At 71.5% G+C, this 22,835-nt stretch carries 18 protein-coding genes and 1 pseudogene; 5 read left to right on the top strand and 14 right to left on the bottom strand.

What is annotated here, in order from left to right; all coding sequences use genetic code 11:
* Positions 1 to 125: 125 nt before the first annotated feature.
* The 5 genes and pseudogenes from ABE505_RS08005 to recC all read right to left on the bottom strand — a co-directional run bounded on the left by ABE505_RS08005 (position 126) and on the right by recC (position 10,392).
* Positions 126 to 446, bottom strand: coding sequence for a hypothetical protein (locus ABE505_RS08005; RefSeq protein WP_346443629.1), 321 nt, complete (start codon positions 444 to 446; stop codon positions 126 to 128).
* Positions 447 to 522: 76 nt separating this feature from the next.
* Positions 523 to 1,233 (bottom strand): DUF4329 domain-containing protein, encoded by a 711-nt coding sequence (locus ABE505_RS08000; RefSeq protein WP_346443630.1) that lies wholly within the window; start codon positions 1,231 to 1,233, stop codon positions 523 to 525.
* Between the two features lie 103 nt (positions 1,234 to 1,336).
* The gene (gene recD, locus ABE505_RS07995; protein ID WP_346458216.1) at positions 1,337 to 3,298 is read right to left on the bottom strand and encodes an exodeoxyribonuclease V subunit alpha; all 1,962 of its coding nucleotides are present in this window, start codon (positions 3,296 to 3,298) and stop codon (positions 1,337 to 1,339) included.
* Positions 3,299 to 3,315: 17 nt separating this feature from the next.
* Positions 3,316 to 6,942, bottom strand: coding sequence for an exodeoxyribonuclease V subunit beta (locus tag ABE505_RS07990; RefSeq protein ID WP_346443632.1), 3,627 nt, complete (start codon positions 6,940 to 6,942; stop codon positions 3,316 to 3,318).
* Positions 6,939 to 10,392, bottom strand: a pseudogene (recC, locus tag ABE505_RS07985) (exodeoxyribonuclease V subunit gamma). Before recC ends, ABE505_RS07990 begins: the two are co-directional and overlap by 4 nt.
* 95 nt (positions 10,393 to 10,487) lie before the next feature.
* Between recC and egtB the strand changes: the two are divergent.
* The 4 genes from egtB to ABE505_RS07965 are packed head-to-tail and all read left to right on the top strand — an operon-like array spanning position 10,488 to position 13,704.
* On the top strand, positions 10,488 to 11,789 hold the full coding sequence (egtB, locus tag ABE505_RS07980) for an ergothioneine biosynthesis protein EgtB (protein ID WP_346443634.1): 1,302 nt from the start codon (positions 10,488 to 10,490) through the stop codon (positions 11,787 to 11,789).
* Positions 11,786 to 12,769 (top strand): L-histidine N(alpha)-methyltransferase, encoded by a 984-nt coding sequence (egtD, locus tag ABE505_RS07975; RefSeq protein WP_346443635.1) that lies wholly within the window; start codon positions 11,786 to 11,788, stop codon positions 12,767 to 12,769. Before egtB ends, egtD begins: the two co-directional genes overlap by 4 nt.
* A 4-nt stretch (positions 12,770 to 12,773) precedes the next feature.
* Positions 12,774 to 13,052, top strand: coding sequence for a DUF3253 domain-containing protein (locus ABE505_RS07970; protein WP_346443636.1), 279 nt, complete (start codon positions 12,774 to 12,776; stop codon positions 13,050 to 13,052).
* Between the two features lie 37 nt (positions 13,053 to 13,089).
* Positions 13,090 to 13,704, top strand: coding sequence for a DUF938 domain-containing protein (locus ABE505_RS07965; protein ID WP_346443637.1), 615 nt, complete (start codon positions 13,090 to 13,092; stop codon positions 13,702 to 13,704).
* Between the two features lie 32 nt (positions 13,705 to 13,736).
* Here the strand turns inward: ABE505_RS07965 and ABE505_RS07960 are convergent, their stop codons facing one another.
* The 9 genes from ABE505_RS07960 to ABE505_RS07920 all read right to left on the bottom strand — a co-directional run bounded on the left by ABE505_RS07960 (position 13,737) and on the right by ABE505_RS07920 (position 22,478).
* Positions 13,737 to 14,495, bottom strand: a complete 759-nt coding sequence (locus ABE505_RS07960; RefSeq protein WP_346443638.1) for an ankyrin repeat domain-containing protein — start codon at positions 14,493 to 14,495, stop codon at positions 13,737 to 13,739.
* Between the two features lie 102 nt (positions 14,496 to 14,597).
* On the bottom strand, positions 14,598 to 16,298 hold the full coding sequence (locus tag ABE505_RS07955; protein WP_346443639.1) for an Mbeg1-like protein: 1,701 nt from the start codon (positions 16,296 to 16,298) through the stop codon (positions 14,598 to 14,600).
* A 143-nt stretch (positions 16,299 to 16,441) separates the two neighbouring features.
* Positions 16,442 to 17,104 (bottom strand): ankyrin repeat domain-containing protein, encoded by a 663-nt coding sequence (locus ABE505_RS07950; protein ID WP_346443641.1) that lies wholly within the window; start codon positions 17,102 to 17,104, stop codon positions 16,442 to 16,444.
* 123 nt (positions 17,105 to 17,227) lie between these two features.
* Positions 17,228 to 18,757, bottom strand: a complete 1,530-nt coding sequence (locus ABE505_RS07945) for an Mbeg1-like protein (protein ID WP_346443643.1) — start codon at positions 18,755 to 18,757, stop codon at positions 17,228 to 17,230.
* A gap of 130 nt (positions 18,758 to 18,887) precedes the next feature.
* Positions 18,888 to 19,706, bottom strand: coding sequence for a MetQ/NlpA family ABC transporter substrate-binding protein (locus ABE505_RS07940; protein WP_346443644.1), 819 nt, complete (start codon positions 19,704 to 19,706; stop codon positions 18,888 to 18,890).
* Positions 19,707 to 19,787: 81 nt separating this feature from the next.
* Positions 19,788 to 20,465: a methionine ABC transporter permease gene (locus ABE505_RS07935; RefSeq protein ID WP_346443645.1), complete on the bottom strand. Its 678-nt coding sequence runs from the start codon at positions 20,463 to 20,465 to the stop codon at positions 19,788 to 19,790.
* The gene (locus ABE505_RS07930) at positions 20,462 to 21,469 is read right to left on the bottom strand and encodes a methionine ABC transporter ATP-binding protein (protein WP_346443646.1); all 1,008 of its coding nucleotides are present in this window, start codon (positions 21,467 to 21,469) and stop codon (positions 20,462 to 20,464) included. The genes ABE505_RS07935 and ABE505_RS07930 overlap by 4 nt, the downstream gene beginning before the upstream one ends.
* Positions 21,470 to 21,550: 81 nt before the next feature.
* Entirely contained in the window at positions 21,551 to 22,009 is a 459-nt protein-coding gene (mntR, locus tag ABE505_RS07925) for a manganese-binding transcriptional regulator MntR (RefSeq protein ID WP_346443648.1), read from the bottom strand.
* 64 nt (positions 22,010 to 22,073) lie between these two features.
* Positions 22,074 to 22,478, bottom strand: a complete 405-nt coding sequence (locus tag ABE505_RS07920) for an acyl-CoA thioesterase (RefSeq protein WP_346443649.1) — start codon at positions 22,476 to 22,478, stop codon at positions 22,074 to 22,076.
* Positions 22,479 to 22,607: 129 nt separating this feature from the next.
* On the opposite strand from ABE505_RS07920, the gene ABE505_RS07915 reads away from it, so the two are divergent.
* A complete protein-coding gene (locus tag ABE505_RS07915) occupies positions 22,608 to 22,754 on the top strand; it encodes a hypothetical protein (protein WP_346443650.1) in 147 nt (48 codons plus the stop codon).
* Positions 22,755 to 22,835 lie beyond the last annotated feature (81 nt).

Raw genomic sequence — 22,835 nt, 5'->3', positions numbered from 1 at the left:
GCAGCCAGCCTAAGCCTTCCCATCGTGGGAAGGTCAAGCGCGGTGCTGTCCACGACCATCGCGGGCCACCGTGGCAGCGCGTCGCGCCGCCGATCGTCGTCGGACCTGACCGTCCGCCCGGTGCCTCAGCGCGCGAACGCGATCCTGTCGAGGGTGTTGTCGGCCGCGTTGATCCACACGTTGAGTTCGCGGCCGTGTGCGGTGCGCCCACCGAGCAGGGGGGCGCCCTCGTCGGCCTGCTGGGGTTCGAACACGACCTGGAAGGTCCCCTGGTCGGCGGGATGGACGTGGACGCGGAACTTGGTGAGGTCGGCCTCCGGCTGCTTGTCCCGGAACACGGGGATGGCCGCGGCCAGCGCGGCGGCACGGGCGCCATCCAGGACGATCTCGGCCGAGCCGCCGGTGGCGCCGGCGTGGGCGAGAGAAGCGAACGCAAGCGTGCTCATGAGCAGAATCCTGTTGAAGACCATGGAACGACCTCCGGCACTCGGGGGGCGGTGCCCAAGGGCCCGCTTCGCGCCGTCAGTTGATGACGGTGTCCTGGCGCGTGGCCGCATCATACTTGCGGAAATCGCCGCTCGGCGTCGACACGTAGATCACCGATCCCCAGAAGCCGCGGTCAGCCAGGCGCTTGTCCTGGGCCGAGAAGTGGTCGCTGTTGAACTCGTCGCCGGCCTTGTCCGTCCGCGAGCCGTCGGTCTTCGAATAGTCGGCGTGGCCGTGGTAGCAGGCCACCAGCGCCATGCCGTCGGGCTGCGGCACCTGGCCGGGATCGAAGCCGTCGAGCGTGCCGCCCATCGGTGTGGTCACGAAGAAGTGATTGCCGTCGGGATCGCGGAAGATCAGCCCGCCGTTCTCGAGGTTGGCCGCGATCGACAGTGGATTGGAGTACGTCATCATATCGATGGCGGCCGCATCGCTGGACGGGAACGGTCCGAGCGCGGTGCCCGGCGCCACCAGCGGCGCGACCTCTGCGACGACGACCGGGATGGTCCGGTCGTCGGCGATCGCCTGCGCGGCGCGCTCTGTCAGCACCGCGTCGGTCAGCGGGGTGTCGTCTGCGGTCTCGAGGCCGGCGACGAGATCGTAGGCGTGATCGCGCTGCGCCTGCGTGGCGTCGGGCGACACCAGCGTATCGACGATCTGCGCGTACCGTGGATCGTCGCGCGCCGGTGTGGCGGTAACCGCGCCGATGGCAGCGGCAGCGCCGCCAGCGATGGAAGTGATGCTCATGGGGCGCACCCGTGTCTGGACCTGTGCAGCTTTCCGGGCGCAACGGGCGCCGACAAGCTGGGGCAGACCCTTGGGGTGCACGCGCCGCCATGGGCACCTCGTGCTAGAACAGCGCGCCTTGGGCGGGAACGGGATCGGCGTCGCGCGCGGGCGGTGGGGCTGCCTGGGGGTCTGTGCCTCCCAGTCGCCACGCCAGCCCCGACATCCGCACCGCATGCCGCGCGAGCGCGTCGCGCAGCACCTGTGCGCTGCCGGCGATGTGCAGGCGGCTGCGCGCGCGAGTGATCGCGGTATAGATCAGTTCGCGCGAGAGCACGCGGCTGTCGTGGCGCGGCAACTGCAGCCACACCTCATCGAACTCGCTGCCCTGGGCCTTGTGCACGGTCATCGCGAACGCGCTCTCGTGCGCAGGCAACGCGGCAGGATGGAACGCGCGCACCTCGCCGGGGGCGTCGCCCGCGAACCAGGCCATCGGCGTGTCGGCGCCGTCGCGCCAGCAGATGCCGATGTCGCCGTTGAACAGGCGATGGCGGTAGCTGTTCTCGGTGATCAGCAGCAGGCGGCCATGGAACCAGGCAGGTGCCGGGCCGAGACGGCGGCCCGACAGCAGTGTCTCGATCTGGGCGTTGAGGCCACGCGCGCCTTGCGGGCCTTCGCGCACCGCGGTCAGCAGGCGCAATCGCTGCGACTGCGCAAGCGCCGCCGCAGGATCGGGGGCCTCGGCGAGACTGCGCCAGTGTGCGAGCAGCGTGACTTGGTGCGCGTCGAACGCGTCGGACATGTCCTCGTGGAAGTGCACGCCGCGCAACCGGCCGCCGCGCAACAGCGACAGCACAGTGTCGGCATCGCCATCGCGCGCGGCGTCGGCCAGTGGGGCCAGGTCGAAACCGGCGTGCTGGCGGTAGCCGCGCTGCAGTTGCACGCGATGGCCGTGCAAGCGGCCAGTGGCGGGGTCGACGGGCGTGGCCGTACCGAGCAGCGGCTGCAGTGCGCGCGCATCGTCGGCCTGCACCGCGTGACCGGGGCCCGCGGCGGCGAGGATGGCGGCCAGCACGTCGCCGGCCTCCACCGACGGCAACTGGTCGGCATCGCCGAGCAGGATCAGCTGGGTGCGGTCTGCGACGGCATCGACCAGTTTGGCCATCAGCGGCAGGTCGACCATCGAGGCTTCGTCGACGACCAGCAGGTCCAGCGGCAGCGGATTTGCCGCGTGGTGGCGGAATGCGGGACTGTCGGGCACCGTGCCGAGCAGGCGGTGGAGTGTGCTGGCGGTGTCGGGCAGGGCGCCGGGCAGCGCGGCGCGCAGCTCCGGATCGAGGGTGCCGACGAATCCCTGCACGGCCCGACGCAGGCTCTCGGCCATGCGTTCGGCGGCGCGGCCGGTCGGCGCCGCCAGCGCGATGCGCGGCAGTGGCCGCCCACCGCGCAAGGCCTGGGCGATGCGCAGCACCAACAGACGGGCAATGGTGGTGGTCTTGCCGGTCCCGGGCCCGCCGGTGACCAGCAGCAGCGCACGGCGCAGCGCCAGCGCGGCGGCGCGGGCCTGGCGGTCGTCGCCGGTCTGCGCGTCGGGAAACAGCGTGGCAAAGGGATCGGCGACCGACGGCGGATCGGCTGCATCGAGTGGCTGCGCCGCGATGCGGCGCAGGCCCGCGGCCAGGCCCGCCTCGTACTCGCGGTAGCGACGCAGATACAGCAGGCCGCCCGCGGCATCGGCCGGCTCGAGGACCAGCGGGACATCCGTCGCCGATGGGGCGAGCGGATCAGCGGGCCGGCCGACCCAGCGCGTTTCGCGCAGCAGCGCGTACCAGGCGTCGGGCGCGGGCCAGTCCAAATCGGTATCGACCAGCAGCCGCGGGCGCGCCGGATCGAAGCCGGCATGGCCGTTGGCAACCGCCAGCGAGGCCAGCGCCGCGGCCGCGAGCACCGCATCGGGTGTCTCCGGGGCGAGCCGCCGCAGGCGCTGTGCCAGCTCGAAGTCGAGTGCGCGCAACGCGCCACTGCGCTGCAGCGCGGCGAGCAGGTTGGGCGGGCGTGACCCCGTGGGCGCTGCGGCCTCGCGCATGGTGTCGGTCCTGGCGGTCATGCGCGCGCACCCGGGCCGACCCCAGGCCTGCCCGCGAACAGTGCGTCGAGCGCGTCCACCAACGCCGGCGCGAAGCGCTGCGCGTGGACGCCCGCGGACGGGTCGCGGTCGGGGACCAGACCGCGGCAGAACAGGTAGCGCACGCCGCCGAAGTCGCGCGCGTAGTCGTAACCGTCGCCCAGACGAAAGCGCAGCCAGCGATGCAGGGCGAGCGTATAGATCAGCGCCTGCAGGTCGTACTCGCTGTGCACCATCGCGCGCTGCAGCGTGGGCGCGTCATAGCCAGGCAGGCGATTGGATTTGTAGTCGAGCACGTACCAGCGGCCATCCACGGTGTAGGTCAGGTCGATCAGGCCGGTCATCAGGCCCTCGAGCGTGCGGCGCAGGCCGAAACCGCTGCGGCCGGTCGCCACGCCGTGGGCATGCAGCAGCGCAAGCATCGCCTCGACTGCGGTGGGCTGCAGTGCGAACTGGAACTCGATCTCCGCCCGGCGCGCGTCGACGGGCACGTCGCACAGCCGCACCCCCTCGGGCAGCGCGATGGTGAGTGTGGGGCCGATCAGCGCGGTCAGCACCGCCACGCCGTCGTCGATGTCCTCTGCCGCGTAGCCGCCGCCGCGCAGCGCCGCTTCGATGACGTCGCGTTGCCCGGTCGGTGCCGGGTCGCCCGCGCGCCATGCGCGCCAGGCCGCGAAGTCGCCGAGTTCCAGGGCTTCGTGCAGCACCACGCCGAAGCGGTTGCCGGCAAAACGCGGGTCGTGGTCGTCCGCGCGGGGCATCTCGGGCGCGGGTTCGCCTTCAGGCTCGTCCTGGCCACCGGCCGCGGCGACGGTCGCACGCGTGGAGGCGTCCTGCGCGCCGCTGTTGGCATTGGCGAGCTGGGTGAAGCTGTAGACCCACCAGTCGGGTGCGATCGCACGCACGGCGGTCCGCGCGGCGGGGCGCTCGCCGGCCTCGACCGGCGGCAGCCATGGCAGTGTCGCCGGCGAGGTAACGTCGCGCACGATGCAGGGCGTGTCGGGCAGGCCGTCGAGCATCGGCGCCAGTGCGGTCTGGCGCGCGTTGTAGAAATCGCCGGTCGCGATCCACAACGCGTGTTCGGCACGGGTCAGGCCGACGTAGAGCAGGCGTGCGTCCTCGGCGCGCTGCGCGTCGATCCACGCGTTGCGCGCGGCGTCCCAGCCGGATGTGTCGGCCTGCAGCTTCCAGCACAGCGCACGGTCGCCGGCCGCATCGGCGACCACGCAGGCGCGGCCGGGATCGGGTGGGCGGCTGCCGATGCCGACGAACGGCAGGAACACCAGCGGGTACTCCAGGCCCTTGCTCTTGTGCAGGGTGACGATCTGCACCCGGCGCGCGTCCGATTCCAGGCGCAACAACTGGGCCTCGTCGTCGGCATCGGCGCGGGCGATCTGCTGGCCCAGCCAATCGACCAGGCCCTGCAGCCCCAGTGCACGTGCATCGGCCTGCTGCAGCAGTTCGCCCAGTTGCAGGTAGTTGGTCAGCCGGCGTTCGCCGTCGAGCAGGCCGAGCAGGCGCGGGCCGTTGTCGGCGCACAGATCGGCGATCAGCGCCAGCGGACCGCCGCGCTGCCAACGCTCGCGCCAGGCCAGCGCGCGCAGCTGCCAGCCGCGATGCGCGTCGGCATCGTCGTCGAGCGCAGCGATGCCGGCCGCATTCACGCCCAGCAGCACCGTCGCCAGCGCCGCGCGCAGGCGGCTGTCATCGGCAGTGTGCAGCAGCGCGAGCAGCAGCGTGAGCACCTCGTGCGCCTCGGGTGTGGCGAACAGGCTCTGCTTGCCGGCGGCGACCGCGGGAATGCCGACCGCCGCCAGCGCCTGCTGGATCCGTGTGGCTTCGCTGTGCTTGCGCACGAGTACTGCGATGTCGCCCGGCTGCACTGGGACGCCATCGAGCGTGGCGGTGCCGGCGCGCGCCTCGCTCAGCACCGCGTGGATCGCAGCGACGCAGGCGGCGGTCGCAAGTTCGCGCGCGCGATCGGCACTGTGGGGCTTGCGTTTGCCCGCGTCGTCGGCCGGCGGGGCCGGTGCCTGCCACAGCGTCAGGGCGGGCGCATGGGCGCCGTCGCGCTGGAAATCGGCATCCGTGCGTGTCGTGCCTGGCAGCACACGATGGAACCGGATGTGCCGATCGACAAATGCGTCCTCACCGGCCTGCGCGTACAGCGCTTCGATCGCGGCGAGCAGCGACGGACGCGAACGGAAGTTGCGGTCGAGCGGTGGCGCGGCAACGGCATCGCGAGCGGCGAGCAGGTAGGTCTGCACATCACCGCCGCGGAAGCCGTAGATCGCCTGCTTGGGATCGCCGATCAGGAACAGGGCCGGTTCGAACCCGCCCTCCCGCGCTGCCTCGGAATCGCCGAACACGGTGCGGAAGATGCCCCATTGCCGTGTGTCGGTGTCCTGGAACTCGTCGACCAGCGCGACCGCGTACTGCGCACGCAGGCGCTGCACCAGCGCCTGTGCATGCGGCCCGTGCAGGGCATCGGCAACGCCGTCGATCAGATCGTCGTAGGTCTGCACGTGCAGTTGCTGTTTGCGTTGGGCCAGGCGTGCGCGTGCCGCATTGCGCAGGCGGTGAAGCAGGCGCGTCTTCGCCTGTTCGAGCCAATCCTGTGCAACACGATCGGCGTTGGACCAGGTGTGCAGCGCGTCGAACAACGGTGAGCACGGCACCTTCGACTGCGTGTCGTCCTTGCAGAAGTCCAATAGCCGGGCTGGCAGCAGTTTGTCGAGATGGGTCTTGTCGTCCATCACCCAGTGCGAAAGCGCGCGGCCGTCGCGCAGTGTCTGGAAGGCCTTGTCGAAACTGGGCCGGCGCGCGCGACGGCCATCGAAGACTTTGCCGTCGAATGCCATTGCGACCGCTGCCTGCGCATCCTCGATGTGCGCATCGATCGCGGCGATCAGGGCCTGCGCTGCGGCGTCGCGCGCAGGGCGCGGATCGGGTTGCGGCGGTCCGGCCGGTGGTCGCAGCACCGGCTCGCGGATCAACGGGCCAAGGTCGCGCGCCATGTCGTCGGGGCCGCCTTTCCACAGGCCCATCAACAACGCGGCGTCGTCTGCATCGGCAGCGGTGCTGCGCCACAGATCGGCGGCCAGTTCCTCGCGCAGCGCGCGGTCGCTGGCCAGCAGTTCGGGCGCGGCGAAGCTCTGCCCGCTCTCGAGCGCGTGCTCGCGCAGCACGCGGGCGCAGAAGCCGTGGATGGTGAAGATCGCGGCGAGGTCGATCTCGTCGGCGGCCTGCTGCAGCCGACGCTGCAAAGCGGCAGCGGACTCGTCGCCGGTTGCCAGGTGCGCGGCGATCACCGCGCGGCTGAGTGCGGCGTCGGACGCTTGATCATCGCCGGCCGGCGCGTCGACCAGCCGGGAGGCCAGTACGAGGCGTTCGCGGATGCGCTTGCGCAGCTCCTGCGTCGCGGCCTCGGTGAATGTCACCGCAAGGATCTGGCCGATGCGCAGGCCGCGTTCGACCACCAGCCGGGTGACCAGCGTGGCCAGGGTGAAGGTCTTGCCGGTGCCGGCGCTGGCCTCGATCAGCTGTGTGCCGGCCAGCGGCAGCGTCAGAAACGGATCGATGGAGGCGGACGTGGACGCGTTCATGCCTCCACCTCCACGTCGGTCTCGACGTCGAAGCGGCGGTCGTCCTCGAAGCCGGCATGCACGCGGCCAAGTTCGACGGCCGAGAACACGCGGAAGGCGATCTGGGCGAACTGCCGGAACAGGGCTGGATCGGCGAACGGGTCGCGACCGCGCAGCGCGAGTCGGTACGCATCGCCGCGCCCCTCACCCCATTGCCGGTCGCCGCCCCGCCACTTCGCGGTCGCGGCCTTCGCTGCCCTGTCGGCATCGGCGGCGCTGAAGTACTCCCAGCCGCTGTAGGGGCCGAACGGCAGCGGCGCCTGCAGGCCGTCGTGCCGCAATTCGAGCAGGGCGCGCAGCGCATCGCGCGCCGCGTCGGGCGGCAGTGGCGCGCGCACGAAGGGGCCGATGCCCGAGTCCTTGGTCTCGTGGAAGCGCACCAGCGGCAGGTCGAGGCCCGCGGCGCTCGCGAGCAGCCAGTCCAGGCCCTGCCGGATCGCGGTCGGGCCGTTGAGCGCACCCAGGCGCACGTGCGCGATGCCTGCCGGGTACACGCTGTCGAGCCGGCCCTGGAGGCGCAGGCCGTCGAGCGCGATGTCGACATGCCGCGTGTCCGGCATGGCGTCGCCGCGCCAATCGGCGAAGGCATCGGCGTAAGGGCGCAGCGACGCCACCAGCGCCTCGAGCTGGCCTCGGCCCAGCGGGCCGGATGGCAACAGCGCCCGGGCGCGCAGGTGCTCGTAGAGGCCGGCGTCCTGGCCGGCGAGCAGTGCTTCGAACACCTGCTGGTGCAACGCCGCCCGCTCCAGGCCACTGCCGGCGACCAGCAGCGGCTCCACATCCTGGCCGACTTCGGCCTCGTCGGCCAAGCGCAGGTCCAGGCGTTCGCGCAGGAACTGCGCCGCCGGCGCGACCAGGAAGCGGCGCAGTGCGTCGAGCGCAAGCGCGGCGTCGGCCGGCGACAGCGCGGCGGCAGCGGTGCGCGGCGGCAGCGGCGTCGCACACCATGGCGCGAGGTCCGTCCGCGCGCCGCCGATGCGTGCCGCGGCCGGCTGCCATTGCGCGCGATAGCTGAAGCGGCGTGGGTCGCCGTCTGCGCCGAAGGCCGCTGGCGCGAACGGCTGCAGCGCATGGCGTACCGTCAGCGCTGCGGCGGCGGCTTGCGGGTCGGCGTGGTAGGTCGCGGCGGTGGCGAGCAATTCGGCGACCAGCGACGAGGGCTCGCGCACGCTGCCGTCGCGCGCGTCCGCGCCCAGGTAACTGATGTAGAACACGTCCTGCGCCGAGGCGAACAGCTGCAGGAACAGGAAGCGATCGTCCTCGCGGGTGGAGCGGTCGCCATGGCGGCGCCGGGTCGTGCCCAGCTCCGCGGTGAGCCGGTTGAGGCCGGCAGCGGTGTCGCGCCGCGGGAAGTCGCCGTCGTTCATGCCCAACAGGCAGATCACCCGGAATGGCAGCAGGCGCATCGGCACCATGCGGCCGACGCTGATGCCGCCGGTCAGCAGTGGCGCGCGGGTATCGGCCTCGGCCAGCAACTGCGCAAAGTGCGCGCGCACGACGTCGGCCGGCACCGGCGTCTCGACGCCCGCGCGCGCGGCATCGGCGGCGAAGGCGTCGATCAGCCGTCGCAGCCGCTCGAGCGCGCGCTGGGTGGCCGGGGCGGCCGGGCTGTCGGGCAGCAGCGTGTCGAGCAGGCTGAGCAGACGTTCGCGCCAGGCGGCGGCGGTCAGCGCCTCGCCCAAGTCGCGTTGCGCGCTGCCGAGCACGCGCAGCAGCCGGATCAGGGTGTCGAGCGCGTCGAGCGCGCCGCCTTCGAGCGCCGGCCATGGGGCGATGCCCGCGATCGTGTCGTCGCTGCCACTGGCATGGCCCAGCAGCAGGCGGTCGAGCGCGAACGCCCAGGTATAGGCCTCGTCGTCGGGCGCCCCGTGCGCGGCGCGGTGGGCGCCGTCGAGCCCCCAGCGCGCGCCGGCGGCCTGCAGCCAGCCGTGCAGGCGCTCGAAAGCCGCCGCATCCAGACCCGCTGCCTGCGCCAGCGGCGGACTGGCGAGCAGGTCCAGGACCTCGTTGAGCCCGAAGCGCGACACCGGCAGACCCAGCAGCCGCACGAACACCTCGGCCAGCGGCTCGCCCGCCAGCGGACTGGTGTCGGCGAGCGCGTACGGCATCCGCATTCTCCCAAAACCGGGGTTCAGAGTCGGATTTTCCTTGAAAACCCTACTCGCACCCCGGTTTTGATTCGCCGAAGACGGCTTCGAGGTAGGGGACGTAGGGGTCGATGTCCGGGGCGAGCACCGCGATTTCGCGCGGTTGCAGCGGCGGGTCGAAACGCGGGTCCTCGAGCAGGCCGCGCAGTTGGTCGTGGAGCACCTGCAGTTCGCGCAGGCGGGTGTGGCAGGCATGCACCTGCAGGCTGGGGTCGCGCAGTTCGGGCGCGCGGCGCGGCGCAGGCACCGGCGGCGGGGCGCGGCGGAACAGGTCGCTCTGCATCCGCCGCAGCAAGGTGTCGCCCAGGCCGCCTGCGTCGAGCGGGCGCTGGCCCGACTCGAGCGGATCGGCGTAGACCTCGATCTCGGCGCGCGGATGTACGACCTCATAGCTGCCCAGCAGCGCCATGAAGTCCCGACCCGCCGCGCCCCAGGCCTGCAGCAGGCGGTTGTCATCGGCGTTGCCTGCCAGCAGCGCGGCATCGAACGCCGCGTCCGCGGGTGCGCGCCGATGCGGGGCCAGCGCCTGCAGATCGCCCCAGTAGCCGCGCGCAGGCGTGGGCAGGTAGAAGTGCAACGTGCCCACGCGTGCCTGGGTCGCCAGCACGCGCAGCACGTCGGGCGAGACGTTGAGCGTGGCAAACGCGAACATCCGGCGCGGCAGGCCGTGCGGCAACGCCGCGTGCTCGCCGGAGAAGCGGTCCAGATAGGTCTGGATGCGGCGCGCGCGGGTGGCGTGACCGGCGGCGACATGCCGCCACAGTGCGGCCTGCGGATCGTCGGGATCGGCGCCGCCTTCCCAGCGCAGCAGCCAGTCGCGCCGCCAGGCCTGGTACTTCTCGAACACGCCGGCCAGCTCGCCGGCAAGCGCCCATGGCCGCAGCGCATCGTCGCCGGCGAGGTACGCGGCCAGCGGCGCGAGCGCCGGCTGTGCCAGCACGCCAGGGTCGACGAGCGCGGCGTACAGCCGCCAGCGCAGGCTTGCGGCGTCGAGTTCGTCCTGCGCTGGACCCAGGTTGGCCACGAGCGCACGGGCGACGAACTCGCCGGGCGTCAGGAACTCGAGGTTGGCGGCCACGCCGTGCTCGGCGGCCAGCGTCGCCTGCAGCCAGCGGCGCATGGCGACCTGCGGGATCAACACGACCTCGGGGGTGAGGATCGACCCGCCCGACACCGGCTGCCGCAGCTCGGCGGCCAGCAGCCCGGCCAGCACTTCCAGCGTGTTGGACGGGTAGAGGCGGAAGTCGGCGGGCGCTGCAGTCATCGCGCCATCTTGCCGCAGCGGGTTCGCAGCATGCGAGACGCGGTGGTCCGTGCACGGCTAACGGCGCCGTCACGGCCGGTGCCTAAGCTGTGCGGATGTCGCCGCCGCCGTCCCCGCAAGCGCTTTCCGACCGCGTCCCGACCGGCGAGCGCGCCGCGCGCCTGCGCGCCCGCTTCGACCGGGTGCGTGCCCGCACGACCGCGCTCGCCGCGCCGATCGGGGCTGAGGATGCGATGGTCCAGAGCATGGACGACGCCAGTCCGACCAAGTGGCACCTGGCGCATACGACGTGGTTCTTCGAACGCTTCGTGCTGGCTGCCGACGCGGGCTATCGCGAGGTCGACCCAGCCTGGGACTTCCTGTTCAACAGCTACTACCAGAGCGTCGGGCCGATGCATGCGCGCCCACACCGCGGGCTGCTGTCGCGACCGACGCTCGCGCAGGTGCGCGATTACCGCCAGGCGGTCGATGCGCGCCTGCGTGCGCGGCTGGCCTCGGGCGACCTCGACGACGCCCGGCTCGACATCGTCGAACTGGGCCTGCAGCACGAGCAGCAGCACCAGGAGCTGCTGCTGACCGACATCAAGCATGCGTTCTGGTCCAACCCGATCGCACCGGCCTATCGCGAGGACCTGCCGACCGCGTCCGGCACGGCGGCACCGCTGCGCTGGATGACGCGCGAAGAGCGCGTGGTCGAGATCGGCCACGCCGGCTGGCCGGGCACGGCGGGCTTTGCCTACGACAACGAGTCGCCGCGACACCGCGTGCTGGTGCCGACCCATGCGTTGGCCAGCCGGCCGGTCAGCAACGCCGAGTACCGGGCGTTCGTCGAAGATGGCGGCTATCGCACCGTCGGCCTGTGGCTGAGCGCCGGCTGGGCGCGCGTGCAGGCCGAGGGCTGGCAGCGGCCGCTGTACTGGGACGAGGCTTTGACGCGCGAGTTCACCCTCGGCGGCTGGCGCACGCTCGACCCGGGTGCGCCGGTGTGCCATCTGAGCTACTACGAGGCCGATGCGTTCGCGCGCTGGGCCGGTGCGCGGCTGCCGACCGAGTTCGAGTGGGAGCAGGCCGCCGCCGGCCTGCCGGTCGAGGGCAACTTCGTTGATGCCGGCAATTTGCATCCTCGCGTGCCGGACGCATCCGACACCGGCCTGCAGCAGCTGTTCGGCGATGTCTGGGAATGGACCCACAGCGCCTACACCGCCTATCCCGGCTATCGGCCGTGGCCGGGCGCGCTGGGCGAGTACAACGGCAAATTCATGGATGCGCAGTGGGTGCTGCGCGGTGGCAGTTGCGCCACGCCAGCCGATCACGTGCGCGCCAGCTATCGCAATTTCTTCCCCTCCGACGCGCGCTGGCAGTTCGCCGGCCTGCGCCTGGCCAAGGATTCTCCATGAACGCCGCCACCGCCCGCGCCCGCGCGCAGGCTGCGCTGACCGACCTGCGTCCGCGTCCCGACGACATCGCTGCCGACGCCATCGCCGGCCTGTCGCGCACGCCCAAGCGGCTGCCGTCCAAGTACTTCTACGATGCCGAAGGCTCGCGTCTGTTCGAGGCGATCACCCGCCAGCCCGAGTACTACCTCACACGCACCGAGCTTGCGCTGCTCGAGGCGCGCATGGACACGATCGCCCAGGCGATCGGCGCAGGCGTGCACGTGGTCGAGTTCGGCAGCGGCAGCGGGCGCAAGACCGAGCTGCTGCTCGACGGGCTCGACGATCCGGTCGCCTACACCCCGATCGAGATCTCGCGCACCGCGCTGATGGACAGCGTCACGCGGCTGTCCCAGCACCATCCCGACGTCGAGATGCTGCCGGTGTGCGCCGACTTCACCGTGCCGGTGCCACTGCCGGCTGCCGCGCGCACCGCCAGCCGCACGCTGGTGTTCTTTCCTGGCTCCACGCTCGGCAACTTCGGCGATGAAGAGGCCGTGCGGCTGCTGGCCTCGATGCGCCGCACGATGGGCGACGACGGCCGCGCGCTGATCGGCATCGACCTGGACAAGGACCCGGCGGTGATCGAGGCGGCGTACAACGATCTGGCCGGCGTCACCGCGGCGTTCACGTTGAACCTGCTGGCACGGCTCAATCGCGAGATCGGCAGCGACTTCGACCTCCAGGCGTTTCACCATCGCGCGGTCTACGTGCGCGAGCGTCTGCGCATCGAGACCGCGCTGGTCAGCGAGCGTGCGCAGACGGTGCGTGTGGGCGGCCAGGCGTTCGCGTTCGAGGCCGGCGAGGCGATGGATGTGGAGGTCAGCCAGAAGTACACCGATGTCTCGTTCGCCGCGCTCGCGCGAGCGGCCGGCCTGCGGGTGACGCATGGCTGGAACGACCCCCAGGACTGGTTCGGGCTACGGCTGCTGCAGCCGATCTGAAGCGATGTCCGATGCAGACGCCGCCGTGTTGCGCGAGCGCATACTCGGGCTGCTGGCCGGACGCGCGGCCGAGGCGTCGATCTGTCCGTCGGAAGTCGCGCGTGCGTTGCGGCCGGGCGGCGACTGGCGCGCGCTGATGCCGGCCATTCGCGAAGTGGCCACTGCATTGGCGCGTGCCGGCGCGGTGTCGGTCACCCAGCACGGTGCCGTCATCGATGCGAGTGCGCCACCGCCAGGGCCGGTGCGCCTGCGACGCGGACCACGCTGGTCGACGACAGGCTGAGCGCTCTACGATGGGGCGCCCCGCGAGGCCACCGTCCATGCCGTCGACCGACAAGCCGTTCTCGCCCGCCTGCGAGCGCAACCGCGATCCGATCCTCGCGGTGCTGCGCGATGCGTTCGCGATGCACACGCATGTGCTCGAGATCGGCAGCGGGACCGGCCAGCATGCGGTGCACTTTGCCCAGGCGCTGCCCGGCCTGCGCTGGCACTGTTCCGATCGCGTCGAACAACTGCCGGGCATTGCGCAGTGGCTGGGCGACGCCGGCCTGCCCAGCACGCCGCCGCCGGTCGAACTCGACGTGACCGCCGGTCCGTGGCCGGTGTCGGAGGCGGCCGACGGCCGCTTCGATGCCGCGTTCACCGCCAACACGCTGCACATCATGGACTGGCCGGCGGTCGAGGCCTGCTCCGCCGGGCTCGACCGGGTGCTCGCATCCGAGGCGACGCTGGTCGTCTACGGGCCCTTCAACATCGATGGCCGCTTCACCAGCGACAGCAATGCCGCATTCGATGCCTGGCTCAAGGCGCGTGACCCCGCGTCGGGCCTGCGCGACCTGGCGGCGGTCGATGCGCTCGCCGCCGGAATCGGCCTGCGCCGTGTCGACGACATCGCGATGCCCGCGCACAATCGCTGCGTGGTCTGGCGGCGTTAGCCAGAACGCACCGGCGCGCTCGGTGCTGGACTTCAGTGTTTGTCTTCGACCGGAATGCGGCGCTCGACCAGCCAGGCGCGGACCTTTTCGCGGTCGCTGCGCGCCTGCGGCGTCAGCACGGCGTCGCGCGCACGGAAGAACGACGGCTGGAAGGTCGCGCCGACACGATCGCGCGCGGTCGGATCGGCACCCGCCTCGAGGAAGCGGACCACCCAGCCGGTCGCATTGATGCGCGCGGCCTTGTGCAGCAGCGTCGCGCCGTAGCGGTCGGTGGCATCGACCTTGGCGCCGGCCGCGAGCAGTGTGCCGATGGCATCGTCGTTGCGGGCTTCGAGCGCATTGAACAGCGGCGTCTCGTCGTTGCGCGCATTGGACATGTCGGGCGACAGCCCGCGCGCCAGCAATGCCTTGAGATACGTCGGATCGTCCTGCATCGCGGCGACGTGCAGGGCGGTGTTGCCGTTGGCAGCGGCGGCCGCAGGATCGGCGCCGGCTTCGAGCAGGGTCTGGAACGCGCGCCGGTCGCCTCGCAGGATCGCGGCCTGCAGCAGCGGCGTGCCGTCGGCATCGGTCGCGTCCGGGTTGGCACCATCGGCAATCAGACGCTTGGCGTCGGCCAGATCGCCGCTGTGGGCGGCACGCGCCAGCGCGGCGGTGCCGGGATCGGTGGACGGATCGTGGGGCATGTTCGGTCCTTGTCGGGCGCAGGCACTCTGGGCGGCAACCAGCAGCAGCGCACACACCCAGGCGCGCGTGCGGGGCGCGGTCAACGGCAAAAGCGACTCGATCATGACGGCGCCCCGTTGGCGGTACAAGCGCACAGCCTAGCGCCGCGGGTACGAATGGTGCGTGACAGCGTCATCGCCCCCGCATCGCCGCGATGCGCAACGGAATCAGCGGAACCAGTTGAGGGGGTTGGCCTTTTCGGCCACCCAGCGTCCGCCTTCGGCGAGGCGATCCCCGGTCCAGGCTGCGGCATCGCCCACGGCGCGGGCGCCGTCGGCCACGCGCTCGCCGGTCCACACCGCTGCATCACGCACGGCCAACGCCCCGTCGACAGCGCGCTCGCCCAGCCAGGTCGCGCCCTCGGCCGCGCGGTCGGTCGCCCATTGCGCGCCGTCGCCAGCCTTGTCCAGCAGCCAGCTGGCGCCATCGCCAAGCTTGTCCAGGCCCCACTGCACGCCGCCGCCGGCTGTGTCCGCGACATTGTCGACGGCCCGCCCGGTCCACTCGATGCCGCTGGCCACGGCGTCGAACGGCGCGTCGAAACCGACGCGGTCGCCGACATCGCGCAACACGCTGCCGCCGAGGTTGGCGACATTCTCGACGACATCGCCCGCGGTATTGAGCGTGTTGGCGACCACGTCGCCACCGAGCCCGACCACGCCGTCGACCACATCGCCGGCGATCGACAGGCCACCCGCGACATAGCGCCCTTCGCTGAGGTCGGTCCGGATCGTCTCGCCGATCCCGTCGATCGCGCCCGACACCGTCGCGCTGCCATCCCGGTACAGCCCACCGATCCCGTTGGCGAGCGAGCCCAGCTGATTGAGGTTGTGCTCACCGATGTTCTCGACGGTGCTCAGCGCCAGGCCGAGGTTGGTACCCGAGCGGTCCGCGGGTTCGCGCGCGGTGTTCTCGCGCAGCGACTCGACGTAGGACGGATGGTCGCCGCCACCGCCATGCAGGCCCAGCAGATCGAGGCGGCCCATCCCGGCGGGCGGATCGATACGCAGTTCATGGCCGACGGCATCGGGCGGTGAGACGCCGAGGATCCCCGGCAAGTCCTGCTGCGCCAGCGTCAACGGATCGCCATCGACCACATAGCGGCGGATCTGTCCGCTGTCGGCCAGATCGCTGCGCGCGCCGTTGGGATTGAAGCCCAGCGAGGCGAGGGTGTTGTTGCTCAGGCCCGAGGCGTTGAAGGTCACGCCCGGCGCATCGGTGGCGAGCATCGCCGCCGAGGCCAGACCGCCGCCCAGCGAATGGCCGGTGATCGCGACGTTGCCGTCGCCGAAGGTGTCCATGGCCAGCTGGGCCAGTTCCATGGCCTGCGAGTACTGCGCGGTCTGCATGCCCAGGCCCTGGCCGCCATTGGCGCGCGAATCGCCGCCCTGGCCCAGGCCCCAGTTGTCGGTGCCGCGGTAAGCGACGACGTACTGGCCTTCGGCGTTCTGGTAGATCGCGGCGTCGAAGCCGGTCTGCGCGTCGTGCAGCTTGTCGGCGGAGATCGGAATCTGGTTGCCCTGGGCATCGACCAGATGGGTGCCGTCCTCACTGGGGACCAGGCGCTGCCAGCCCGCGGCCTGCAGTTCGGCTTCCGCGGCTGTCCCGGTGACGCCGTTGGGGCCGCTCAGCGTGTAGCTGTCGTTGGCCATCAGCGAGAAGTGCAGGTCGCGCTCGGGTTGCGGCGCGGTGCCCCTCACCTCATTGGCGAAGCTGCCATCGCCGCGCGGGAAGCCGGCGCTGGTGTCGACATGGCTGCGCGGCGCATTCGCCGGCTGACCGGTCTGCGCACGCAGCGCGGGGTCGAGCGCATGGTCGCGCCAAGTGTCGATCGGGTGGCTGTTGCCGGAAACCGGGGACAGGCTCATGACGCGCACCTCGCAGTCGGATACCCCGACGATAGGCGTCTGGACCGCCAGCGACAGCTGGTGCGAACCCTAGGCTGTGGCCCCGAAAGGGGATCGAGGTCACGGTTCGCGCCCGTGCAAGCGCGATACCGGCGCCCCTGCGCTCAGTCGGCGTCGGTGACGTTCTTCTCCAGCGGCACGCCGTGGGCCTTGAGCCAGGCGACGATCTCGCGCCGCTCGTCGCGCGCGCGGGCGCTGAGAAGATTGGCCGGGAACGAGAAGTACTCGACCTGGAAGCTGTCGCCGCGCGAATTGCGCGCCTCCGGGTCGGCACCCGAGCGCAGCAGCGCGAGGATCGCCGCGCCGCCGTTGGTGCGCGCCGCGACGTGCAGCGGCATGTCGCCGTTGCGGTCGGCGATGTCCGGATCGGCGCCGGCCTCGAGCAGCACCTCGGCCTGGCCGGCCTCGGGCGAGAGCAGCGCCTGCACCAGCGGCGTCGCGCCGGTGTGCGGGTTGCGCGCGTCCTTGTCGCCGCCGTGGGCGAGCACGCTGCGCAGGATCGCCGGGTTGCCGGAGAACGCGGCCGCGTGCACCGGTGTCTCGCCGCGCGCGTCGACGCGGTCGGGATCCGCGCCACCCTCGAGCAATGCCTCCACGCTCGCGGCGCGGCGCTGGCGGATCGCCTCCATCAGCAGGGTCTCGCCCTGGCTGCCGGGCGTGTCGGCAGGCACCTGTTGGAGTTGGCGACGGACCTCGGCGGCGTCGTCGCGGCGGACCGCATCGGCCAGCGAGGCAGTCGACGGGCTGTTGAAGGCGTCGTTGCTCATGGAAGGCGGGGCGCACCCGACGGCGCCGAGGAGGACGGTGGCGGACAGCATGACGCGGAAATGGGGCATGCGGGGCATTTCAACCTCCCAACACGGCCTGGCACAAGCGCCGGCACGCCGGGCTCAGCGCCCGAACAGGCTGCCGACGAGGTTGGTCGCCCCCTGCGCCACCCAGCCCACACCGTCGACGACCGTCTCGGCTGCCTGACCGGCGACGTCGGTGGCGAACTCGGCCACATCGCCGGCGCCGTCGATCGCCCCCGACAGCACGTCGCCCGCCCAGCCGCCGACGCTGTCCTTCACCTGGCCGGCGAGCTGGTCGGCATAGCCGTCGACGGTGTCGCCGATCGAGTTCAGCGCGCCCTCGGCCAGGTCGCCGACCAGGCGCGCGGCGCCGAGCACGTAGTCGCCATTGGCGAACTCGTTGGCGACGACCGCGTCGACGTCGGTGGCGAAGTCATGCACGTTGCGCGCGTAGTCGTCCTTGGCCGCGTCGGGCAGCAGGTTCTGCAGGTCGCGGCCGAGCGAGGACGGGTTCTCGTAGCCCGCCTGCCACGGCTGGTGCTCGATCATGCCGGCGGTCAGCGCGTTGGGGCTGTGGCTGATGGCGGCATAGGCCACATTGCCGACGAGGTTCGCGCCGCCGGTGACCAGACCTGTAACCGGATTGAACGGCAGCAACGGCATGTGCCGCGCGATCTCCACACCGGTGTTGAGCGTTTCGCTCAGGCCCGGCGAGAAGCCCTCGGTCGGACCGTAGTTCGTGAACATCTGGTGCTCGTCGGCGCTGGCCGGCTTCACGACGATCTGCGTGCCGAGCGCGTCGGGCGCGAGCAGGCCGGTCGCCCAGCTGTCCTGCGCATTGGTCAGCGCGTCGCTCGACAGCGAGTAGGCGCGGATCTGGCCACCCTCGGCGGTATCGCGTGCGGCCTGCGGGTCGATGCCAATGCGGTCGAGGGTGTTGGGGTGGATGCCGGACGCGTCGAAGGTCACCGCCGGCACGCCGCTGGCCAGCGCGCCGACGCTGGCCAGGCCGCCGCCCTGCGAGTGGCCGGTGATCGCCAGGTTGGACGGCTCGGCGCGGTCGTCGCCGAAGACGCGTGCGAACTCGCGCGCGGTGTTGACCGCAGTCACGCCGAACTTGTCGCCGTCGCGGGTCTCGTAGCCCAAGCCCTGGCGGAAGTTGTTGTCCCAGTCGGCGCCGCCCTCGGCGGTGCCGCGGTAGGACAGCACGTAGTTGCCCTGGCCGTCGGTATAGACCTCGGCGCGGAATTCCTGGTCGTTGGTCGGCACGCTGTCGTTCGCGCCCAGGTACTGCAGCCGCCAGGCCTGCGGGTCGGCCACGCCCAGGTCCTGCAGCTGTTGGTCGGTGACCTCGTTCCAGCCGGCCGGCGGCGCGCCGCGGGTGCCGTAGACGGCCGTCGCCAGCTGCGACAGCGTGACGTCGAACGGCTGCGCCTGGGTACCGCTGGCGACCTCGCCCAGCGTGCTGCCGGCGGGGATCGCGTAGGGCCCGTTGGGCGGGGCGCCGGCACCGGCCGCGGGCGCCTGGACCTGCGGGTGGTACGTCGGATCGGGGCGATAGGACCCGGAGGGCACCGGGGCCGGGGCGCCGCCGGCCTGCGCGTCGCGCGGCGGAGGCGGAGGCGGCATCGGGGAGAGGCCACGCACACCGTCTGCGACCATCATCGTCATCGCCGCGCTCCTGCGGATCGTAGGCCTCGACCCTAGCGCGGCGGCGCGATGCAGCGCATCTGGGGCGTACCCCAGATGCCGGCCGCGTTCAGAACGCCGGGAGCACGGCCTCTTGGTAGCGCTGCGCGATGAACGCACGGACCTGTTCGCCGGTCAGCGCGTCGATGAGCTTGCGCACGCGCGGATCCTCGCGCTTGTCCGGCAGGCCGACCAGGAAGTTCACGTACGGCGAGTCCTTGCCTTCGATCGCCAGGGCGTCGCGCGCCGGGTTGAGGCCGGCATCGAGCGCGTAGTTGGTGTTGATCAGCGCCAAGTCCACCTGGTCGAGCACGCGCGGCAGCATCGCTGCGTCCAGCTCGCGGAACTTGAGCTGCCGGGGATTGGCGGTGATGTTGCGCAGCGTGGCCAGCGCATTGGTCGGGTCGTCGAGCGTGATCACGCCGGCATGGTGCAGCAGGATCAGCGCGCGGCTGTTGTTGCTCGGATCGTTGGGGATCACCACCTCGGCGCCGGCGGGCACCGCGTCGAGGCTGTCGTAGCGCCGCGAGTACGCGCCGAAGGGCTCGATGTGGATGCCGGCCAGAGTCACCAGTTCGGTGCCGCGGTCGCGGTTGTAGGCGTCGAGATAGGGCTCGGTCTGGAAATAGTTGACGTCGATCTGGCCCTGTACGACCTGGTCGTTGGGTTGGACGTAGTCATTGAACACGCGCACCTGCAGGTCCACGCCCTGCTCGGCGAGCAGCGGCTTGACCACCTCGAGGATCTCGGCGTGCGGGACCGCGGTCGCGGCGACGGTCAGCCGCTCGCGGCCCGCGGCGGCGCCGTTGTCGGCACTGCCGCACGCGGCGAGGCCGGCCAGCAGCAGGACGGCGGTGGCGAGGCGGGGCAGCAGAGGGGACATGGGCATTCCGGCGCGACGTGGGCCGCCCAGTATCGGGCGGCGCGCGTGCGGATCGAGTCCACGCGTGGAAATCAGTGTGCGACGCGATCAGCGGCGACTGAAGCGCGCCACCAGCCGGTCGCCGAGCATCTGCAGCAATTGCACCATGATCAGCAGCGCGACCACGGTCACCACCGCCACATCGGTGCGCGAGCGCAGGTAGCCGTCGCGGTAGGCGAGGTCGCCCAGGCCGCCCGATCCGATCGCGCCGCCCATCGCGGTGAAGCCGATCAGCGCGATCGTGGTCACCGTGGCGCCGGCGATCAGCCCCGGCAGGGCCTCGGGCAGCAGCACCCGCAGCACCAGTTGCCGGGTCGTGGCGCCCATCGCCAGGCTGGCCTCGATGACCCCGCGCTCGACCTCGCGCAGCGCGGTCTCGACCAGGCGCGCGTAGAACGGCGCCGCGCCGACCACCAGTGGCAGGATCGCGCCGCGCACGCCCAGCGACGTGCCCATCGCTTTGAGCGTGATCGGGATCAGCACGATCATCAGGATGATGAAGGGCACCGAGCGCAGCAGGTTCACCACCAGCGCCAGGCCGCCGTAGAGCATGGGGCGCGCATGCAACTGGCGTGGGCCGGTGAGGAACAGCACCACGCCCAGCGGCAGGCCGATCAGCAGCGTCAGCGGCAGCGAGCCGGCGAGCATCAGCAAGGTGTCGATCGTCGCCTGGCCGATTTCGGCCCACTTGGCGGCATCGACGTTGGGCAGCAACGGGGTGCTCATCGCGGCAGTTCCTCCACGTGCACGCCGGCCTGCGCGAACCGGCGTAGCGCCTCGTCGGCCTGGGCGCCGGTCACCGCCAGCGTCAGCTGCCCGTAGGGCAGGCGCTTGATGCGGTCGATGCGCCCAGCCAGGATCGTGTAGTCGATGCCGGTCTCGCGCGCGACGCGGCCCAGCAGCGGCTGCCAGGTCTCCTCGCCGGTGAACGTGAGCCGGAGCAGGCGCCCGTCGACGTGTGCGATGTCCTCCTGCAGCGCGCCCTCGTCGATCGCCTCGGATTCGGCGACGAACCGGCGCGTGGTCGGGTGTTGCGGATGCAGGAACACCTCGGCGACCGGGCCGCTCTCGACCAGATGCCCGGCATCGAGCACCGCGACACGGTCGCAGACCCGACGCACGACGTCCATCTCATGGGTGATCAGCACGATCGTCAGGCCCAGCTCGCGGTTGATGCCGTCGAGCAGTTGCAGCACTGAGGCGGTGGTCTGCGGGTCGAGCGCGCTGGTCGCCTCGTCGCACAGCAGGATCTTGGGTTCGGTCGCCAGCGCGCGCGCCACGCCGACGCGCTGTTTTTGCCCGCCCGACAGCTGCGCGGGGTACTTGTCGCGGTGCGCCTCCAGGCCGACGCGCACCAGCAGGTCCTGCGCGCGGGCGCGCGCCTGCGCCTTCGGCACGCCGGCCAGGCGCAGCGGGAAGGCGATGTTGTCGAGGACGGTCCGGGCCGAGAGCAGATTGAAGTGCTGGAAAATCATGCCCACGCGCCGGCGCAGGCGCCGCAGGCCGTCGCCGTCGAGTGTGCCTAGCGCCTGGCCGTCGACGGTCAGCGTGCCGCCGCTGGGCGTCTCCAGCCCGTTGATCAGCCGCAGCAGCGTCGACTTGCCGGCGCCCGAATGTCCGACGATGCCGAACACCTCGCCGGCCTGGATCGTGAGATCGAGCGGATGCAGCGCGACGACCTCGCGCCCGTGCACCGGGTAGGACTTGTGGATGCCTTCGAAACGGATCACATGCTGCGCTGCGCAAGAACCGGCGTGCAGGCTAGCAGGCCGGGGCCGTCACTGCGATGCGACGTGCGGTGCCGGACGCGCTCAGCCGGCCTGGGCCTGCGTGAACGCGGCGAAGATCGCCAGGGTTTCCGGGCTGACGTGGTGCTCGATGCCCTCCGCGTCCCGCCGGGCGATGGCCTCGGGCACGCCCAGCGCCAGCAGGAAGGCCTCGACCACCCGGTGCCGCTCGCGGCTGGCCGCGGCCAGCGCCTCGCCGGCCTCGGTCAGGAACACGCCGCGGTACGGCCGCTGGACGACCAGGCCGTCGCGGACGAGCCGCTGCAGCATGCGTGCGACCGTGGGCTGCGCCACGCCCATGCGGGCGGCGATATCGACCTGGCGCGCTTCGCCGGCATCGGCGATGAGGTCCGAGATCAGCTCGACGTAGTCCTCGGCCAGCTCCATGCGGTGCGCGTTGCGGACCTGGCGGAAGCTCTCGGCCTGGACGTCGGCTTCGAGCAGGGGGGCGGCCGGGCGGTCGCCGCGCGGGGATCGGGCCATACGACGGGGCTCACGGACAATCTCGGCGCCCATTGTCGCCAATCGGCGCCTCCGGTGCCTGCGCTCAGCCGTTGCCGGGCAGCGCGCGGACCTGGGCCGGCCGGCCGCGCGAATCGAGCGCGATCATCACAAAGCGCCCGCGGGTGCACAGTTCGCGCTCGCCGCTGAGCAGGTCCTCGGCGATTACTTCGACCTCGACCTGCATCGAGGTGCGCCCGACCTCGACCACCCGCGCGATGGTCTCCACCAGCTGGCCCTGGCGGATCGGCAGCTTGAAGTCGACCTGCTCGGAGCGCGCCGTGACCACGGTCAGGCGCGCATAGCGCGACGCCGCGATGAACGCGGCCTTGTCCATCCATGCCAGTGCCTGGCCGCCGAACAGCGTGCCCAGGTGGTTGGTGTGGTCGGGAAAGACGATCTCCAGCATCCGGGCTTCGGTGGAGGGGGCTGATGTGACGGCGGTGGGCATGAGGGCGTCCAATAGGAGGGAATGCGTGGGTCCGCCCCGCAAGCAAGCTGACGGGCCGACACGCCTGAAAAGGGGCGACAGGGTGACGCCCCAAGGCTGAATGGGGGATGCCGGCACGGGCGGCGCGCAATGCGTACAGCGTATCTCCCGCTGAGAACCGCGCGGTGTGCGTCGCAAGCCGATGTCCCTGAAGAGACCGAGCCGCTCGACGAGATCCAGATCTACGCGCTCGACGACCTCAGAATTCCTCGCGAGGAGGTCGTCGGTGGCGGTTGATCGCGGCAGAGCGCAGTGGATGGGTCGCGCGATGTGAGCGGCCGATGCTGTGGCTTGCCAGGATCTGGCGTGATCGTGACC

It is taken from the genome of Luteimonas sp. TWI382, from assembly GCF_039674545.1.
Lineage (GTDB): Bacteria > Pseudomonadota > Gammaproteobacteria > Xanthomonadales > Xanthomonadaceae > Luteimonas.
Note: the sequence above shows the minus strand (reverse complement) of the source record. Positions and strands in the feature narration are given on the sequence as shown.

Bases quoted from the DNA above. Each gene is read 5' to 3' on its own strand.
- ABE505_RS07940 (WP_346443644.1), bottom strand. From the start codon at position 19,706: ATGCCCATGTCCCCTCTGCTGCCCCGCCTCGCCACCGCCGTCCTGCTG.
- ABE505_RS07990 (WP_346443632.1), bottom strand. From the start codon at position 6,942: ATGAACGCGTCCACGTCCGCCTCCATCGATCCGTTTCTGACGCTGCCG.
- ABE505_RS07970 (WP_346443636.1), top strand. From the start codon at position 12,774: ATGTCCGATGCAGACGCCGCCGTGTTGCGCGAGCGCATACTCGGGCTG.
- ABE505_RS07965 (WP_346443637.1), top strand. From the start codon at position 13,090: ATGCCGTCGACCGACAAGCCGTTCTCGCCCGCCTGCGAGCGCAACCGC.
- ABE505_RS08005 (WP_346443629.1), bottom strand. From the start codon at position 446: ATGAGCACGCTTGCGTTCGCTTCTCTCGCCCACGCCGGCGCCACCGGC.
- recD (WP_346458216.1), bottom strand. From the start codon at position 3,298: ATGCGCGAGGCCGCAGCGCCCACGGGGTCACGCCCGCCCAACCTGCTC.
- ABE505_RS07955 (WP_346443639.1), bottom strand. From the start codon at position 16,298: ATGAGCCTGTCCCCGGTTTCCGGCAACAGCCACCCGATCGACACTTGG.
- ABE505_RS07960 (WP_346443638.1), bottom strand. From the start codon at position 14,495: ATGATCGAGTCGCTTTTGCCGTTGACCGCGCCCCGCACGCGCGCCTGG.
- mntR (WP_346443648.1), bottom strand. From the start codon at position 22,009: ATGGCCCGATCCCCGCGCGGCGACCGCCCGGCCGCCCCCCTGCTCGAA.
- egtB (WP_346443634.1), top strand. From the start codon at position 10,488: ATGTCGCCGCCGCCGTCCCCGCAAGCGCTTTCCGACCGCGTCCCGACC.
- ABE505_RS07915 (WP_346443650.1), top strand. From the start codon at position 22,608: ATGCGTACAGCGTATCTCCCGCTGAGAACCGCGCGGTGTGCGTCGCAA.
- ABE505_RS07945 (WP_346443643.1), bottom strand. From the start codon at position 18,757: ATGCCGCCTCCGCCTCCGCCGCGCGACGCGCAGGCCGGCGGCGCCCCG.
- ABE505_RS07920 (WP_346443649.1), bottom strand. From the start codon at position 22,478: ATGCCCACCGCCGTCACATCAGCCCCCTCCACCGAAGCCCGGATGCTG.
- ABE505_RS07935 (WP_346443645.1), bottom strand. From the start codon at position 20,465: ATGAGCACCCCGTTGCTGCCCAACGTCGATGCCGCCAAGTGGGCCGAA.
- ABE505_RS07950 (WP_346443641.1), bottom strand. From the start codon at position 17,104: ATGAGCAACGACGCCTTCAACAGCCCGTCGACTGCCTCGCTGGCCGAT.
- egtD (WP_346443635.1), top strand. From the start codon at position 11,786: ATGAACGCCGCCACCGCCCGCGCCCGCGCGCAGGCTGCGCTGACCGAC.
- ABE505_RS08000 (WP_346443630.1), bottom strand. From the start codon at position 1,233: ATGAGCATCACTTCCATCGCTGGCGGCGCTGCCGCTGCCATCGGCGCG.